Below are 13,629 nucleotides of genomic sequence, written 5' to 3'. Positions count from 1 at the left end.
ACTCAACAGAATAAAAAAACTCAAAAATGACCACCCAAGACATCGTCCAAAAGCTCTGGAATCTTTGTGATGTGCTGCGCGACGACGGCATCAACTACAGCGATTACGTCACCGAACTCGTGTTGCTGCTCTTTATCAAGATGGAGTACGAGAACACCGAAAGCGGCATCCTTCAGGCTCACAAGCTACCGCCCTTTGCCCGCTGGCCGGAGCTGCGCGACAAGAGCGGCCTGAACCTACTTCGCCATTACCGCGAGACACTGCTCAGGCTTTCGGACAGCGACGACCGGCTGATCGCTGCCATCTACGCAGACGCGCAGACCAGCCTGAAGGAACCCCGGCACCTGGAGCAGTTGGTCAAAAGCCTTGATGGCATTGACTGGTTCAGCGCCCGGCAGGACGGCCTCGGCGACCTGTACGAAGGCCTGCTGGAAAAGAATGCCACCGAAACAAAGAGCGGCGCCGGACAGTACTTCACGCCCCGCCCGTTGATTGACGCCATCGTGCGGGTCATCAAGCCGCAGCCGGGCGAGACCGTGCAAGACCCGGCAGCGGGCACGGCTGGCTTCCTGATTGCCGCGGACCGCTACATCAAGGACCAGAAGGACGACCTATACAACCTCAGCGAGAAGCAGCGCAAGTTCCAACGCAACGATGCTTTCCTGGGCATGGAGCTAGTACCCGGTACCCGCCGCTTGGCACTCATGAACTGTTTGCTACATGGCATGGAGGGCGACGATGAGGGCGTGGTGCACGTTGGCAATACATTGGGCAGTGCGGGCAGCGGCCTGCCCAAGAGCCACATCATCCTCAGCAACCCGCCCTTCGGTACCGCCAAGGGCGGTGGCGGGCCCACGCGTGACGACCTGACTTTTGCGACGAGCAACAAGCAACTCGCTTTCCTGCAGCATATAGTGCGCCACCTACGTGACGGTGGCCGTGCCGCCGTGGTGCTGCCCGATAACGTGTTGTTCGAGGCCGGCGTGGGCGCCGACATCCGCCGCGACCTCATGGATAAGTGCCGGCTGCACACCATCCTGCGTCTGCCCACCGGCATCTTCTACGCCCAGGGGGTAAAGACCAACGTGCTGTTCTTTGAGAAGGTCAGCCAGGCCGCCACCGGCAGCACGCAAGAAGTCTGGGTGTACGACATGCGCGCTAACGCCCCCAAGTTCGGCAAACGTACCCCGCTTACCGAGGCGCACTTTGCCAACTTCATCGCCGCGTATGGGGACGAGCCCAACGGCAAGGCCACGCGGCATGAACAGGACGAACATGGCCGTTTCCGCCGTTTCCGCCGCGATTGGATTGCCAGCGAAAAGGGCGATAGCCTGGACATCGCTTGGCTCAAGGACGAGAACGCGGAAGATGCTGCCGACCTACCCGAGCCGGCGGTGTTGGCGCGAGAGGCAGTCGACGAGTTGAACGGTGCGTTGGCGGAACTAGAAGAGATCTTGGCGGAGCTGGGGGAGCAGCAATGAGCCAACTCCCTTCCTCATGGGCACGAGCTCCGATTGGTTCGGTATGCGTTGAAACAGAACAAGTTGCCCCTGCAATTGACATGGAGTTCACCTACGTCGACATCGGGTCGGTTGATCGCTTCAAAAAGAAGGTCATTGCGCCGCAACGCCTTCTAGGCAAAGACGCGCCTTCGCGCGCCCGGAAGCGAATTAGGGCTGGTGACACGATTGTGTCAACAACTAGACCCAATCTGAACGCGGTCGCGCTCGTCGACCAATCGCTAGATGGCCAGATTGCCTCAACGGGTTTTGAGGTCTTGCGAGCCCCAGGTCTTGATCCTAGGTGGCTCGGCTACCTAGTTCGGACAAGTGCTTTCGTGGATGCAATGAACTCGCTGGTGCAGGGCGCCCTCTACCCGGCAGTCCGTGGGAAAGATGTCCGGTCCTTTGTGGCGCCAATCGCTCCTGGCAATGAGCAAAAACGCATCGTCGACAAACTCGATACCGTCCTCACCCGTGTGGACGCCGTCAATATTCGGCTGGCCCGTGTAGCCACCTTCCTCAAACGCTTCCGCCAGTCCGTCCTTGCCGCCGCCACCTCGGGGCGGTTGACTGAGGATTGGCGCACCGCGCACGGCATGAAGGCTGCATCAGACGCAGTCAAAGAGACACCGTTTAGTGCGAAGCAGATGGCACACCTGCTTTCGAAGGTCCGAACGCCGTTAAAGACAGGCCCGTTCGGAACTCTTCTTTCGAAATCCGAGCACGTTGCTCAAGGCATCGAGGTTGTAGGTATCGAGAATATTGATCACGGCAAGTTCCTTGCGGGATCGAAAATTCGCATCACTCCCGAAAAAGCCTTGGAGCTTTCAGCATATGACCTTCAGGCGGGGGATGTGATCATCTCTCGATCTGGAACAGTTGGCGAGGTGTGTGTCATACCGGCGGGGCTAGGCGAGTTGCGTTTCTCGACGAACATTATCCGGGTCGTGCTGGACGAAGCTATTATCGAGCCAAACTACTTTGTATTTCTATTTCTTGGGTGTACCCAGGTACTTAAGCAGGTCGATGAGCTCTGCAAAGGAAGCACAAGGTTGTTTTTGAATCAGACAATCCTCAATGCTATTTCCTATCCGCTTCCAGGTCGCGAAGAACAGTCTGAGATCATTCGTAGAGTCGAAAGTCTGTTCGCCTTTGCCGACCGGCTCGAAGGCCGCCTGCGAACCGCGCAGACCGCCACCGAGCGCCTGAGCCCGGCACTGCTGGCCAAGGCTTTCCGTGGTGAATTGGTGCCGCAAGACCCTAATGACGAACCGGCCAGTGAACTGCTACGCCGACTGCAGCAGGAAGCAACGTCGACCAGTGCGAAGCGCGGGCGGAAGAGCGCCGTATGAAACTGCTGTCGATTGACCTGTTCGGGCAATACAAAGGCCTGAGGGATCAGGCCTTTGACTTCTCATCGGTGAAGGGTGACGTGGCCGTCCTCATCGGCACCAACGGCTCGGGTAAGTCGCAGGTGATGGAACTCATCGCTGAAGCCTTTGCCTTCCTTGAACGTCGACAGCGACAGGACTTCCGGGTACGTGGGCCGCTGGGGTATGACTTCCGCGTTAGGTACGAGATGGCATCGTCTCGCTACGAAGGTCTGCGCCGGTTCGCCGTAGACACGCGGGATCGTCTTCGTATTGCGGTGCATCAGCTGGCTGCCCAGCCTCGCGATGGTGTTGCGCAGTCGGCCCAGGGGGCATGGACTGAGATCACGGCAGATGGCTCATTGGAAGAGTTGACGCTACCGCGGGTCATCGGATACGCCTCAGGCATGTCCGAGAACCTTCAACGACCCTTCATGCGCAATGCGCTTCAGTACTTTGACGTGATTCGGGTCCGGGCAAACTTGAAGAAGGAGCTTGCGCAGCCCGAAGTGGATGAAAGGGCAACGCTGGCCATCAATGAGCGCTATCTCAGGCGTAGCCCGGGAATATTCGCTGCCGAAGGGCATGACCGTGAATCGGGTCTTTTCAGGTTACGCGAGAAAGACACGGCGGTACCCAGAAACCTTTTCCTCGACTATGACTGCGCAGCGCTGCTGATCGCCACACTCGGCATGCTTCCGTATGCTGATCGTGACGAGGTGTGGAATGAGATCCCTTTCCGCCATCCAGCGCGCGTGGTGTTGAGGTACGACCTGCGTGGCCAAGCGACCGCTTCAGACAACACTCGCGACATCAAGCGCTTAATCGAATTGGCGGGGCCAAACAGGTGTACACCGATTTCCCCACGAACTAGCGAGCCCGAGTATGAGTTGCTGGAACTGGACTACTTGGCCGGCGACATCGAGATCGATTTCTTAGACCCGGAAGTCATCCGTCGGATGGCTGACGACTCGCGAGAACCCGACCAATGGTTCTCGGCCCTGTACAAGCTTCAACTTCTGGGGGGCGATGAATGGTCAGGGATCGTGAAGCGCGAGCTGCGACGAGATAATTTTCAAGGCCATGTAGAGAAGCCGCTGAAAGGGAAGCTCCCACTTTCTGTGCAGGAGCTATGGATGTCTGATGGCGAGCGAAGTATCGCGTTTGACGACTTGAGCGACGGAGAAGTGCAGCTTCTATTGACACTGGGTGCCGTGCGACTCTTCGGGGACGATGAGACGCTGTTCCTCTACGACGAGCCCGAAACGCACCTGAACCCAAGCTGGCGCACCCGATTCCACTTGGACTTTGAAAAGGCGAATGAGGCCAATGGAAAAGCTCAGGCCATCATCTCCTCGCACTCGCCGTTTCTGGTTTCTTCACTGCCTCGCGAAGCGGTGTTCCATTTTAAGAAGGTCAACGGCGTGACTGACATGATGAATCCGCCTGGAGAAACCTTTGGCGCATCGTTTGACGTGCTGATCAAAAAGCACTTCAACCTGCGTGCAACGATCTCCGAGACTGCTGTCCACGAAATTCGTGAGCGACTGCAAAACCCTCAACTCACAACCGAACAAAAGCTGGAATGGCTTGAAGATTCCGTCGGCGAGTCGATGGAACGCTCGTACCTCATCAACAAACTGCGGGCCAGCTGATGCTGTTTGCGATCAGCCCCAATCTTCAGCAGTCCAAGGTTTTCGACGGACTCAATCGCTTTCTTAGAGAGACGATGCTGGCCACGCTTGAGGGGCGGCAAGTCGACGAAACAGACCTTCCAGCCAGCCTATGCGCTGCAGTAACTGGAAATCCGCCGACTTGTGCAGCGATTGACGCTTTGGTGGCGAACTTGTCAGCGCTTCATCAACGGCAGAAGCAAGCCCTCAAGGACTCACTGGCACTCAACATAGAGCCTTGCACATTCCTGACTGATCGAACAGAGCCGCTGCTACCCATACCTGATGCAATATTTCCCGCCTTGAAGACTCTCGCAGTTCACCTGTTTCAACGCACGGCGAAGCTCAGAGGCGTGGAGCAGGCATGTGGTGAATGCATTGACGACCACTACGCTCGCTTCCGTCACGCCAATGCGCCAGGTAATGGCAATGTGTGCTGCGTTTGCGGTACCGAATACCTTGCTCAGGTTCGGGCTGACGAGAACGACAACGAGCAGTGGCGCGGCCCGTACGACCACCTTCTGGCAAAAGACTTGTACCCGCTATACGGAGTCGATCCTAAGAACTTGCTGCCCATCTGTAGCACCTGCAACTCCAAGGCCAAGCTGGCCAAAGACTTGCTTCTCAAGGATGGGGCCCGTCGCCTCAGCTTTTCGCCGTGGACCGAAAGTGTGTCGTTGCAAGAGATCGAGGTGGTTATAGATGACGCGCACGATCTGTTTCCGCGCGTGGTCGTTAACTTCGGGAGCACTGATCCTGATCGACAAGAAAAGCTCGCGACCTGGGATGACGTCTATCAGATCAAGTCTCGTGTGGAGGGCGAGTTCAGAGAATTGGGAGCAAAGTTGGCCGAGGATGCTCGCGCGCCTGACGATGCATCCTTTTTGGAGAAACTCCGCGACGCCGGGCTTGCCAAAGCCGAAGCACAAAGGCTGACGCCCTTCAACTACTGGCGTGCGCGCGTCTTCGCAGCGGTAAGAGGCATGAATCCAAGAAGCCGAGCGGCTTTGCATCAGGCTACTGCTCCCACGCCCCAAGCGATTCAGGATATGGAGGCGCTGTTCTTCTAGTGAACACCGATCTCTTTGCATAGCCCACCCCGCGCTGGTGACTGTTAGGAAAGCAGTGGGTACGCAGCTGAAGTAAATATGAAATCAGCTCGAGCGAAGCGGAAATACAAATTCAAAACCGGCGCTTGCGGCCTGTGACCGCGAATCCAATTTAGCCGACCCTTTAGGGGGGCTGATCCGAGGCGCTTACCGACGTCAGCTATGGGGCGACAGCCGCCGGTCAAGCAAAGGGGCTGCTCGAACACAAGCTGTCCACGTCGTCGAGCAGCCTGTATCTGATGCAAGGTTTCGGTGCCGAACTCACCGTAAATTTTTGGTTAGTACTTAGTAGTTAGCGACGCATCGCCTGCAACGTGAAACTAATTAGAATGCACTGCATGAAAGATAGGTCTGTACTGAAATGCTACACCGAGTGTAACGGCACAGTGAAAGTTCTTGTTTATACAAAAAAAGGGACGCAGTATCGCGTCCCCCTCATGTACTAATATTAATATTAGAACGGCAATACAAAGTAGTGAATTTCAAGCGGATTTTTTGGATGGCCATTTTTCTCTAAAAATGCTACAGCCTCTTCTACATTAATGTGGATACATTGCACTGCGCGGTAATAGCCAGGTATTTTTTCAACTGAATGTCTGAAAACGCCGGTTTCGACCAAGGCGTCAACTACAGCTGTGGTTGCCTGCATTGTATTCATATAAGGTGAGTTGGGTGGCAGAAAGCAACGGCGTAAAATTGCATCCAGACCATTTTTCAGCTCATTCTCGAACTTGTCGTAAGCCTGTTGACGTTTGCTAACTGCCACTACCCAGTTTGTTCCACGGCGTACCCAGGCATCGATAAACTGGCGCAGATCGATTTTCGCGCCTGGGCCGCCATGTGGCAAAGTGACGTAAAGGCCGTCGGTACTTAATAAGGATGTCGAAACCTTTGTTTCGTCAGCTTCGACATTCAAGCTTTCGTTACGTTGATATTCGTCATAGGGGATGACAACGTAGGCAGGATTACCATTCGCGTCATTGATAAATTGAAGGGACATAGAGTCTCCGTTTGGTTGAATTACAGTGAAATATACAGCGAAATAATTGAAAAGTATACTTCTTTCACGAAACAGAGTTAACAGTGTGACGAAGTGAACACGACGGGTCTATGGTCGACGTGATCCTGGCCGCCTCAATGGCGGCCAGGACCGACAGGAAAAAACTGTAGGTGGTTGCCGGTGCGCGCCAAAGTGCCGTCGGCTGACGGAGGCAAATAGCGCTGCAGGACAAGGCTGATGCTTGATCGAAATTGAGGTCAAATGTAAACGGGCCTGTTTGCGAGTAGTCCACAAACGCCGGTTTTATTCGTTTTGATGTCGGCCATGTCGGCCAAGCAGGTTCAGGTGATGTCGGTGTAGCTAACGGGGGCCGCAGTTAGGTTAGCCGTGCACGGCGCGGGAATGATGCCAGACTGCAGAATGCGTTCTATGCCGGGAGCAGCGCCTCTCTTCCGCTTCCTGCGCGAGCGTTACCAAATCGAAGCGCAGTTATATGACGGCATCTCATCGATCTCACTGCGCCCGGCGGTGACCAGGCGCTTCCATTGCGACGTTCCCCGGATCGCTTAGTGACGTCGACCCGTCTCGTTGTTTCCCACGGACGCTGCTCATATTGGTAAATGACAGGATAGAAAGGTTAATGAGAGAGAGAAAAACAGTAATTTATTTGCTTTTTCAACGGTTCAATTTTCTTCCCATTTACCGTAAAATTATAGAGAAATAGAACATAACCCATTGAAATAAAAAGGATTTTGGTAGACTCTTAGAAAATACGCTATCTAGATATTTGTCGGCTATGCCCGTTAGAATTTGTCATCGTTAATTTTTTTTGGGGCTACACCATGCAGCAGCTTTCATCCTCCCTCGTGCAATCAGCTGCCGATATTGCACCTCTCAATCTGGCTATCTTGATTATTGGCGTCGTCGCGCTCGCTGTTGTATGGCTGGCAGCCGTGGCGATCAAGAGTGCATCGAAAAGGAAATAACGCATGGATAACAACAAAGAGTTCGGTTGGCGGAAAATGCCCGTGTCCTGGCAAAAAGACCCTGAGTTCCAGCAGCGGATTCGGGCTGCATCACAAGGCACTGCGATCGCGGCATTGAAAATCTACCTTGCAATCTGCCTGAAGGCTGAGTTCCACGAGACGGATCGTCTCCCAGCAGGTAGCGCGCAGCTTTCGCTCACCACGCTATGCGAACTGCTCGATCTGTCGCGACCAATGGTCGTGGATGGACTCAAGCTGTTAGTCGAATGGAACATCGTTGCTAGGATTGGTGGGCGCCCGACCATCCTGCAGATTGTTGGTTTTGACGAACCGCCGTACTGGGTCAAACTCCCAAAGCGCCCCCTGTACGGCTCGAAGAGCGAAAACGCCATCCAGGCTTTGATGCAGCTGCCTAACCGCAAGCGGTCGAGCTTGCATGCACTCCAGCTCTACCTTTACCTAGCATCGATCAGGGATAAACACACCAACATGGCAAAACTGAGCTATGACCAAGGCGCAGTCACGCTCGGCGTTTCGCGGAATCACTTTTCATCAGCGGTGTCTCTGCTTGCGGCAGTGGGCCTGCTAACCGTGCGCACGGCACTTGAGATCAAGCAGCAAACTGGCCAAAACTTTTCGTCAAACCAGTACTGGTTGCGCGGCTCCAGTCATGATCCATATCGGGCTTCCCCGGCCGAGGCTGGCTTCAAGGGAATCGAGATTGACGATACAAGCTTTGAGGAATTTCTTGGGGACCACGATTCGGGACCTCAACGATCAGATCGATCTGTTCTTGCAGCAAACGTGCGTTTAAGGCGGAGTCAGGAACTCGCGGCAGTATTTGAGGACGATTGATCACCGAGTCGTCATCGGCACGCTGGTAATCGAGCTACCATACTTTTATCACGGCATCGCTACAGTAGGGCGGTACCGCATAGGATGGTAGTTTTACGTGTGAAACGAGAAGCATGGCTGTTTCCAAGGCACCCCTTTGGGCCGAAAACCGTTACCCTCGTGAATTAACCCCAGCAAGTCGAGTTTTGGCCCTGCGGCTCCCAGCTTCTTCGCGCAACCCGCGATCAGGCGCAGCATAAAATAGTTTTGCCAACTTTACCCATCATGATCGTAAGGTGAAGCCGCGTCTCCCGAGCGAAAGTAGTAGCAAACTTTAATAGTGCAAGAATTTCGTTATCAACTTCTGAGTTGGCCGACCAAGCTTCGACGCCTTTGTGTCAAACTTTATTATTGCAAGAATCTAGGCACCAGCGTGAAAGTCGTCCTTTGTGTCAAACTTTATTTCGCTCGTCGGTACGAAGCTAAAAGGATAAGTCATTGATTTTTAATGGACCGTTGTGTCAGACTTTATTATTCGTCGACATCTGCTTCAAGGGGCCGGGGCGGTGCTAGAACGGTACTGCTCTACCCACTTCACCGACTGCGCGATGCCGCCGAAGGGAAAGAAATGCAGGCTGACCTTGCCATGGGCCGCTGTCAGCCCGGCGGCCAGGCGCTCGACAAACAGATCCGGCCCCGCCGTGCCGAACAGCTTGCCGATGGAAATCCCGTACTTGGATAACATCGAGGCGCAGGCGCCCACGCCGCACACCGCGGCATAGCGCGCCAGCACCGCGATGCTCGCGGGGCCCGGCACGCCCACGCGCACGGGATGGTTGATGCCACGCGCGCGCAGCGCTTGCAACCACGTCAACACGATGTCGGCATCAAACGCGAATTGCGTGACGATCAAGGGCGCCATGCCACGCATCTCGATGCTGTGGCACTTGCGTTCAAGCACCTCCCACTGTTCAGCCTTGCTCATCACCGGATGGCCTTCCGGGTGGCCACCCACGCCGATCACCTTCATGCCCGCGCGCTCGAAAACGCCTGTGTCGATCAGCGAGGCACTGTCGGAAAACGGCCCCATCGGGGTGGATGGATCTCCAGCGATGACGAAGCAGCGCTCGACGCCCGCTTCAGCGACCGCGCGCTGGATGAATGACTCCAAGCCAGCGAGCGAGACGATACGGCGCGCAGACAAGTGCGGCATGGGCTCAAAGCCGAGCTTGCGCACGGCCCGCGCTGCGGTCAGCCGCGTGTCGTCGTCCTCGCGTGCCAGGTAGGGAATGGAAATGGTGGACCCAGGCAATATCCGGGGCGCCGCCGCACTCAAAGCAGCAATGTCCTTCGTACTGGCTTCCAGGGAATAGGCATCAGTGATGTTGCCAGCGGGCCAGGGCTGAGCGGGATGCATCAAGGGGCCGACCATAGCCTCACTGCGCATGAGCGCTGGCAGGCTGGCGCGCCAGTGCGATGAAGGCCTTCACGTAGTCGATGGCGGTGTCCGTCTCGCGTGCGCCCAGGAAAATCTGCTTGGCGATGCCGCGTGGGCCTAGCCGCACAGGCACGACGTCCATCTTGGCCGCATATTCCTCGACCAGCCAGCGCGGCAGGGCGGCCACGCCTCGGCCGCTGGCCACCATCTGCAACATGATGTCGGTGGTTTCGATGGCTTTGTGGCGCCTGGGCGTGACGCCGGCCGGCAACAGGAACTGGTTATAGATGTCCAGGCGCTCGATGTCGACGGGGTAGCTGATGAGCACTTCCTGGGTCAGTTGCTGCGGCTTCACATACGCCGCCGCAGCCAGGGCATGGCCCTTGGCCACGACCAGCACCTGCTCGTAGTCGAACACGGGTTCGAATGTCAGCCCCGGCTTGTATAGCGGGTCGGGCGTGACCAGCAAGTCGATCTCGTAGCCGAACAGCGCGCCGATCCCGCCGAACTGGAACTTTTGCTTGACGTCCACATCCACATCGGGCCAGGCGGCCAGATAAGGGGACACCACTTTCAGCAGCCACTGGTAGCAAGGGTGGCATTCCATGCCGATGCGCAACGCGCCGCGCTCTCCCTGCGCGAACTGGCCCAGGCGCTCCTCGGCCAGGTCCAGTTGCGGCAGCACCCGGTTCGCCACCGCCAGCAGATACTGGCCGGCCTGCGTCAGGCGCAGGTTGCGCCCTTCGCGCAGCCAGACGTCGGTGCCCAGTTGCTGCTCCAGCTTCTTCATGCTGTGGCTCAGGGCCGACTGGGTCAGGTGCAGCACGCCTGCGGCGGCCGTCAACGAACCTTGTTTCTCAACCTGCTGGACGATGCTGAGGTGGATGCGTTCAAGCATTGAGATGAGCCATGTTCATGGATGTATGAAATAAGACCATTATACGTCATCGATCTTCGCCGCTATCATCGATCCCCTTGTTGCCTGTATTTTTCGGCCCTGGCGCATCCATCCCTATGAAAGCAAACATGACACGTCCACTTCGTTTAGTCGCGGTTTCCGGCGGGCTGCAACGTCCTTCCAAGGCGGCAGCCCTGGCAGAGCACCTGATGGACCTGATCGCCGATGAAGTGTTGTGCGAACAGCGTCTGGTCGAGCTGGGCCAGCTCGCACCGCAGCTTGCCGGCGCGACCTGGCGTTCCCACCTGCCCGATACGGTGGAGCGGGAACTTGCGGCGGTCGAGCAAGCCGACATCCTGGTGGTGGCAACACCGGTCTTCCGTGGTTCCTACACGGGACTGTTCAAGCACTTCTTCGACTTCATTGATCAGGATGCCTTGATCGACAAGCCGATCTTGCTGGCGGCCACCGGCGGCAGCGAACGCCATGCCCTGATGATCGACCACCAGTTGCGGCCTTTGTTCAGCTTTTTCCAGGCACGCACATTGCCACTGGGCGTCTACGCGACCGACAAGGATTTCCTCGACTACCGTCTGCAGGACGAGGCCCTGATCCAGCGGGCCGCGCTGGCCGTCCAACGGGCATTGCCCTTGGTCGGCTTGACGCGCCAGGCGAGACATGCCGCCGCTGAAGCGCTGGTTGCGGCCTGATACGCATCGCCACGGTCACCAGGCAAGCAACACATTCATCTTTTTCGCAGACATCAGGACAGATCACCATGAGCAAAGATTTTGTATTCAGCATCAAGAGCATTGTTTTCGATGAAAACTATCACCCATCGGACAGCACGCGCTTGACGACCAACTTTGCCAATCTGGCCAGGGGAGAGCGTCGCCAGGAGAATTTGCGCAATACCCTGAAGATGATCGACAGCCGCTTCAACAGCCTGGCGCATTGGGACAACCCGAAGGCAGACCGCTACTCAGTAGAACTTGAAATCATTTCCGTCGAGTTGAATATCGGTGCCGAAGGCGACAATATTCCATTGATCGAGATATTGAAGCCGAATATCCTGGATAAAAAAACCAATGAGCGCATCGATGGCATCGTCGGGAATAACTTCTCTTCGTACGTGCGCGATTACGACTTCAGCGTGTTGCTGCCAGAGCACAACAATAATAAATCCACGTTTGGCACGCCGGACAATTTCGGCGATTTCCATGGCAAGCTGTTCAAGCACTTTGTCAAATCAAATGCTTACAAAGCGCGCTTCAGCAAGCCGCCGGTGATCTGCATCAGCGCCTCGAGCAGCAAAACCTATCAGCGCACTGAAAACCAGCACCCCATCCTGGGCGTCGAGTATCAGCAAAATGAGTTCTCCTCGACGGATGAATATTTCGAGAAAATGGGGATGCAGGTGCGCTATTTCATGCCGCCAAACAGTGCTGCACCGCTGGCGTTTTATTTTATCGGCGACCTGCTGGGTGACTACAGCAATCTTGAGCTGATCGGCACCATCAGCACGATGGAAACGTTCCAAAAGATTTACCGGCCCGAAATTTACAACGCCAATTCCGCGGCAGGGAAGTTGTATCAGCCTAGCCTGAAGAACCAGGATTACTCATTGACGCAAATTGTCTATGACCGGGAAGAGCGCAGCCAGCTGGCGGTCAAGCAGGGCAAATATACGGAAGAGCACTTCATCAAGCCCTACAAAAATGTTCTTGAACAATGGGCTGCGAACTACGCTCTCTGATTAATCACAATACACGACATCAATCATCATGAAAAAATTATTGCCTACTTCCACTGCCGGCAGCTTGCCCAAACCTTCCTGGCTGGCACAGCCTGAAAAACTCTGGTCGCCCTGGAAGTTACAGGACGAGGAATTGATCGAGGGCAAACAGGATGCCTTGCTGTTGTCACTGCAGGAACAGCAGCTGGCTGGCATCGATATCGTCAGTGACGGCGAGCAAACCCGCCAGCATTTCGTCACCACGTTCATCGAGCATTTGAGCGGCGTGGATTTTGATAAACGCGAGACCGTCAGGATTCGTGACCGCTACGATGCGAGCGTGCCGACCGTCGTTGGTGCGGTGAGCCGTCCGAAGCCGGTTTTTGTGGAAGACGCCAAATTTCTGCGTCAGCAAACCAAGCAGCCGATCAAATGGGCGCTGCCAGGCCCGATGACGATGATCGATACGCTGTACGACAGCCACTACAAGAGCCGCGAAAAACTGGCCTGGGAATTCGCCAAGATCCTCAATCAGGAAGCCCGCGAATTGGAGGCGGCTGGCGTCGATATCATCCAGTTTGATGAACCCGCATTCAATGTTTTCTTTGATGAGGTCAATGATTGGGGGATTGCCACCCTGGAGCGGGCAATCGAAGGACTGAAATGCGAAACGGCCGTCCACATTTGCTATGGCTACGGCATCAAGGCCAATACGGACTGGAAAAATACGCTGGGCTCCGAGTGGCGCCAATATGAAGAGTCTTTCCCCAAGCTGCAGCAATCGAATATCGACATCATCTCGCTGGAATGCCACAACTCGCGTGTTCCCATCGACCTGATTGAACTCATACGCGGTAAAAAAGTGATGGTCGGGGCCATCGACGTGGCATCCAATACCATTGAAACGCCGGAGGAAGTAGCCAGCACCCTGCGCAAGGCGCTGCGCTTTGTCGATGCCGACAAACTCTACCCTAGCACCAACTGTGGCATGGCGCCCTTGTCGCGCCGCGTGGCAAGAGGCAAACTCAATGCGCTCAGTGCTGGCGCGGACATCATCCGGAGAGAACTCTCGGCCTAGCCGCGC

11 protein-coding genes are annotated in these 13,629 nt (G+C 55.8%); 8 read left to right on the top strand and 3 right to left on the bottom strand.

All coding sequences use genetic code 11. The annotated features are described in order from the left end of the window. Positions 1–26 precede the first annotated feature (26 nt). From CSQ93_RS08415 to CSQ93_RS08400, 4 genes are read left to right on the top strand one after another with little or no spacing between them, the layout of a single operon-like run. Positions 27–1,481 (top strand): class I SAM-dependent DNA methyltransferase, encoded by a 1,455-nt coding sequence (locus tag CSQ93_RS08415; protein ID WP_099377683.1) that lies wholly within the window; start codon positions 27–29, stop codon positions 1,479–1,481. Further along, entirely contained in the window at positions 1,478–2,854 is a 1,377-nt protein-coding gene (locus CSQ93_RS28780; RefSeq protein ID WP_158301176.1) for a restriction endonuclease subunit S, read from the top strand. Before CSQ93_RS08415 ends, CSQ93_RS28780 begins: the two co-directional genes overlap by 4 nt. After that, complete coding sequence (locus CSQ93_RS08405) at positions 2,851–4,527, top strand: AAA family ATPase (RefSeq protein WP_099377682.1); 1,677 nt, start codon at positions 2,851–2,853, stop codon at positions 4,525–4,527. The genes CSQ93_RS28780 and CSQ93_RS08405 overlap by 4 nt, the downstream gene beginning before the upstream one ends. Then, entirely contained in the window at positions 4,527–5,615 is a 1,089-nt protein-coding gene (locus tag CSQ93_RS08400; protein WP_099377681.1) for a hypothetical protein, read from the top strand. The genes CSQ93_RS08405 and CSQ93_RS08400 overlap by 1 nt, the downstream gene beginning before the upstream one ends. Before the next feature lie 493 nt (positions 5,616–6,108). Here the strand turns inward: CSQ93_RS08400 and CSQ93_RS28775 are convergent, their stop codons facing one another. After that, on the bottom strand, positions 6,109–6,654 hold the full coding sequence (locus CSQ93_RS28775) for a hypothetical protein (RefSeq protein WP_158301175.1): 546 nt from the start codon (positions 6,652–6,654) through the stop codon (positions 6,109–6,111). 989 nt (positions 6,655–7,643) lie between these two features. On the opposite strand from CSQ93_RS28775, the gene CSQ93_RS08395 reads away from it, so the two are divergent. Continuing rightward, positions 7,644–8,495 (top strand): hypothetical protein, encoded by an 852-nt coding sequence (locus CSQ93_RS08395; protein ID WP_099377680.1) that lies wholly within the window; start codon positions 7,644–7,646, stop codon positions 8,493–8,495. Between the two features lie 529 nt (positions 8,496–9,024). On the opposite strand, the gene CSQ93_RS08390 is transcribed toward CSQ93_RS08395, so the two are convergent. Together CSQ93_RS08390 and CSQ93_RS08385 are read right to left on the bottom strand one after the other, a co-directional pair. After that, positions 9,025–9,891, bottom strand: coding sequence for a methylenetetrahydrofolate reductase (locus CSQ93_RS08390; RefSeq protein ID WP_233516129.1), 867 nt, complete (start codon positions 9,889–9,891; stop codon positions 9,025–9,027). A gap of 19 nt (positions 9,892–9,910) precedes the next feature. Continuing rightward, on the bottom strand, positions 9,911–10,810 hold the full coding sequence (locus tag CSQ93_RS08385) for a LysR family transcriptional regulator (protein ID WP_099377678.1): 900 nt from the start codon (positions 10,808–10,810) through the stop codon (positions 9,911–9,913). A 128-nt stretch (positions 10,811–10,938) separates the two neighbouring features. On the opposite strand from CSQ93_RS08385, the gene msuE reads away from it, so the two are divergent. The 3 genes from msuE to CSQ93_RS08370 all read left to right on the top strand — a co-directional run bounded on the left by msuE (position 10,939) and on the right by CSQ93_RS08370 (position 13,623). Beyond that, positions 10,939–11,520: an FMN reductase gene (gene msuE / locus CSQ93_RS08380; protein WP_099377677.1), complete on the top strand. Its 582-nt coding sequence runs from the start codon at positions 10,939–10,941 to the stop codon at positions 11,518–11,520. 68 nt (positions 11,521–11,588) lie between these two features. Then, entirely contained in the window at positions 11,589–12,566 is a 978-nt protein-coding gene (locus tag CSQ93_RS08375; protein ID WP_099377676.1) for a DUF1852 domain-containing protein, read from the top strand. A gap of 28 nt (positions 12,567–12,594) precedes the next feature. Then, positions 12,595–13,623: a methionine synthase gene (locus CSQ93_RS08370; protein ID WP_099377675.1), complete on the top strand. Its 1,029-nt coding sequence runs from the start codon at positions 12,595–12,597 to the stop codon at positions 13,621–13,623. Positions 13,624–13,629 lie beyond the last annotated feature (6 nt).

This window comes from Janthinobacterium sp. BJB426 (assembly GCF_002735705.1).
Taxonomy (GTDB): Bacteria; Pseudomonadota; Gammaproteobacteria; order Burkholderiales; family Burkholderiaceae_D; genus Janthinobacterium.
The sequence above is the reverse complement of the archived record's forward strand: the minus strand, read 5'-3'. Positions and strand labels throughout refer to the sequence as shown.

Bases quoted from the DNA above. Each gene is read 5' to 3' on its own strand.
- CSQ93_RS08415 (WP_099377683.1), top strand. From the start codon at position 27: ATGACCACCCAAGACATCGTCCAAAAGCTCTGGAATCTTTGTGATGTG.
- CSQ93_RS28780 (WP_158301176.1), top strand. From the start codon at position 1,478: ATGAGCCAACTCCCTTCCTCATGGGCACGAGCTCCGATTGGTTCGGTA.
- CSQ93_RS08405 (WP_099377682.1), top strand. From the start codon at position 2,851: ATGAAACTGCTGTCGATTGACCTGTTCGGGCAATACAAAGGCCTGAGG.
- CSQ93_RS08400 (WP_099377681.1), top strand. From the start codon at position 4,527: ATGCTGTTTGCGATCAGCCCCAATCTTCAGCAGTCCAAGGTTTTCGAC.
- CSQ93_RS28775 (WP_158301175.1), bottom strand. From the start codon at position 6,654: ATGTCCCTTCAATTTATCAATGACGCGAATGGTAATCCTGCCTACGTT.
- CSQ93_RS08395 (WP_099377680.1), top strand. From the start codon at position 7,644: ATGGATAACAACAAAGAGTTCGGTTGGCGGAAAATGCCCGTGTCCTGG.
- CSQ93_RS08390 (WP_233516129.1), bottom strand. From the start codon at position 9,891: ATGCATCCCGCTCAGCCCTGGCCCGCTGGCAACATCACTGATGCCTAT.
- CSQ93_RS08385 (WP_099377678.1), bottom strand. From the start codon at position 10,810: ATGCTTGAACGCATCCACCTCAGCATCGTCCAGCAGGTTGAGAAACAA.
- msuE (WP_099377677.1), top strand. From the start codon at position 10,939: ATGACACGTCCACTTCGTTTAGTCGCGGTTTCCGGCGGGCTGCAACGT.
- CSQ93_RS08375 (WP_099377676.1), top strand. From the start codon at position 11,589: ATGAGCAAAGATTTTGTATTCAGCATCAAGAGCATTGTTTTCGATGAA.
- CSQ93_RS08370 (WP_099377675.1), top strand. From the start codon at position 12,595: ATGAAAAAATTATTGCCTACTTCCACTGCCGGCAGCTTGCCCAAACCT.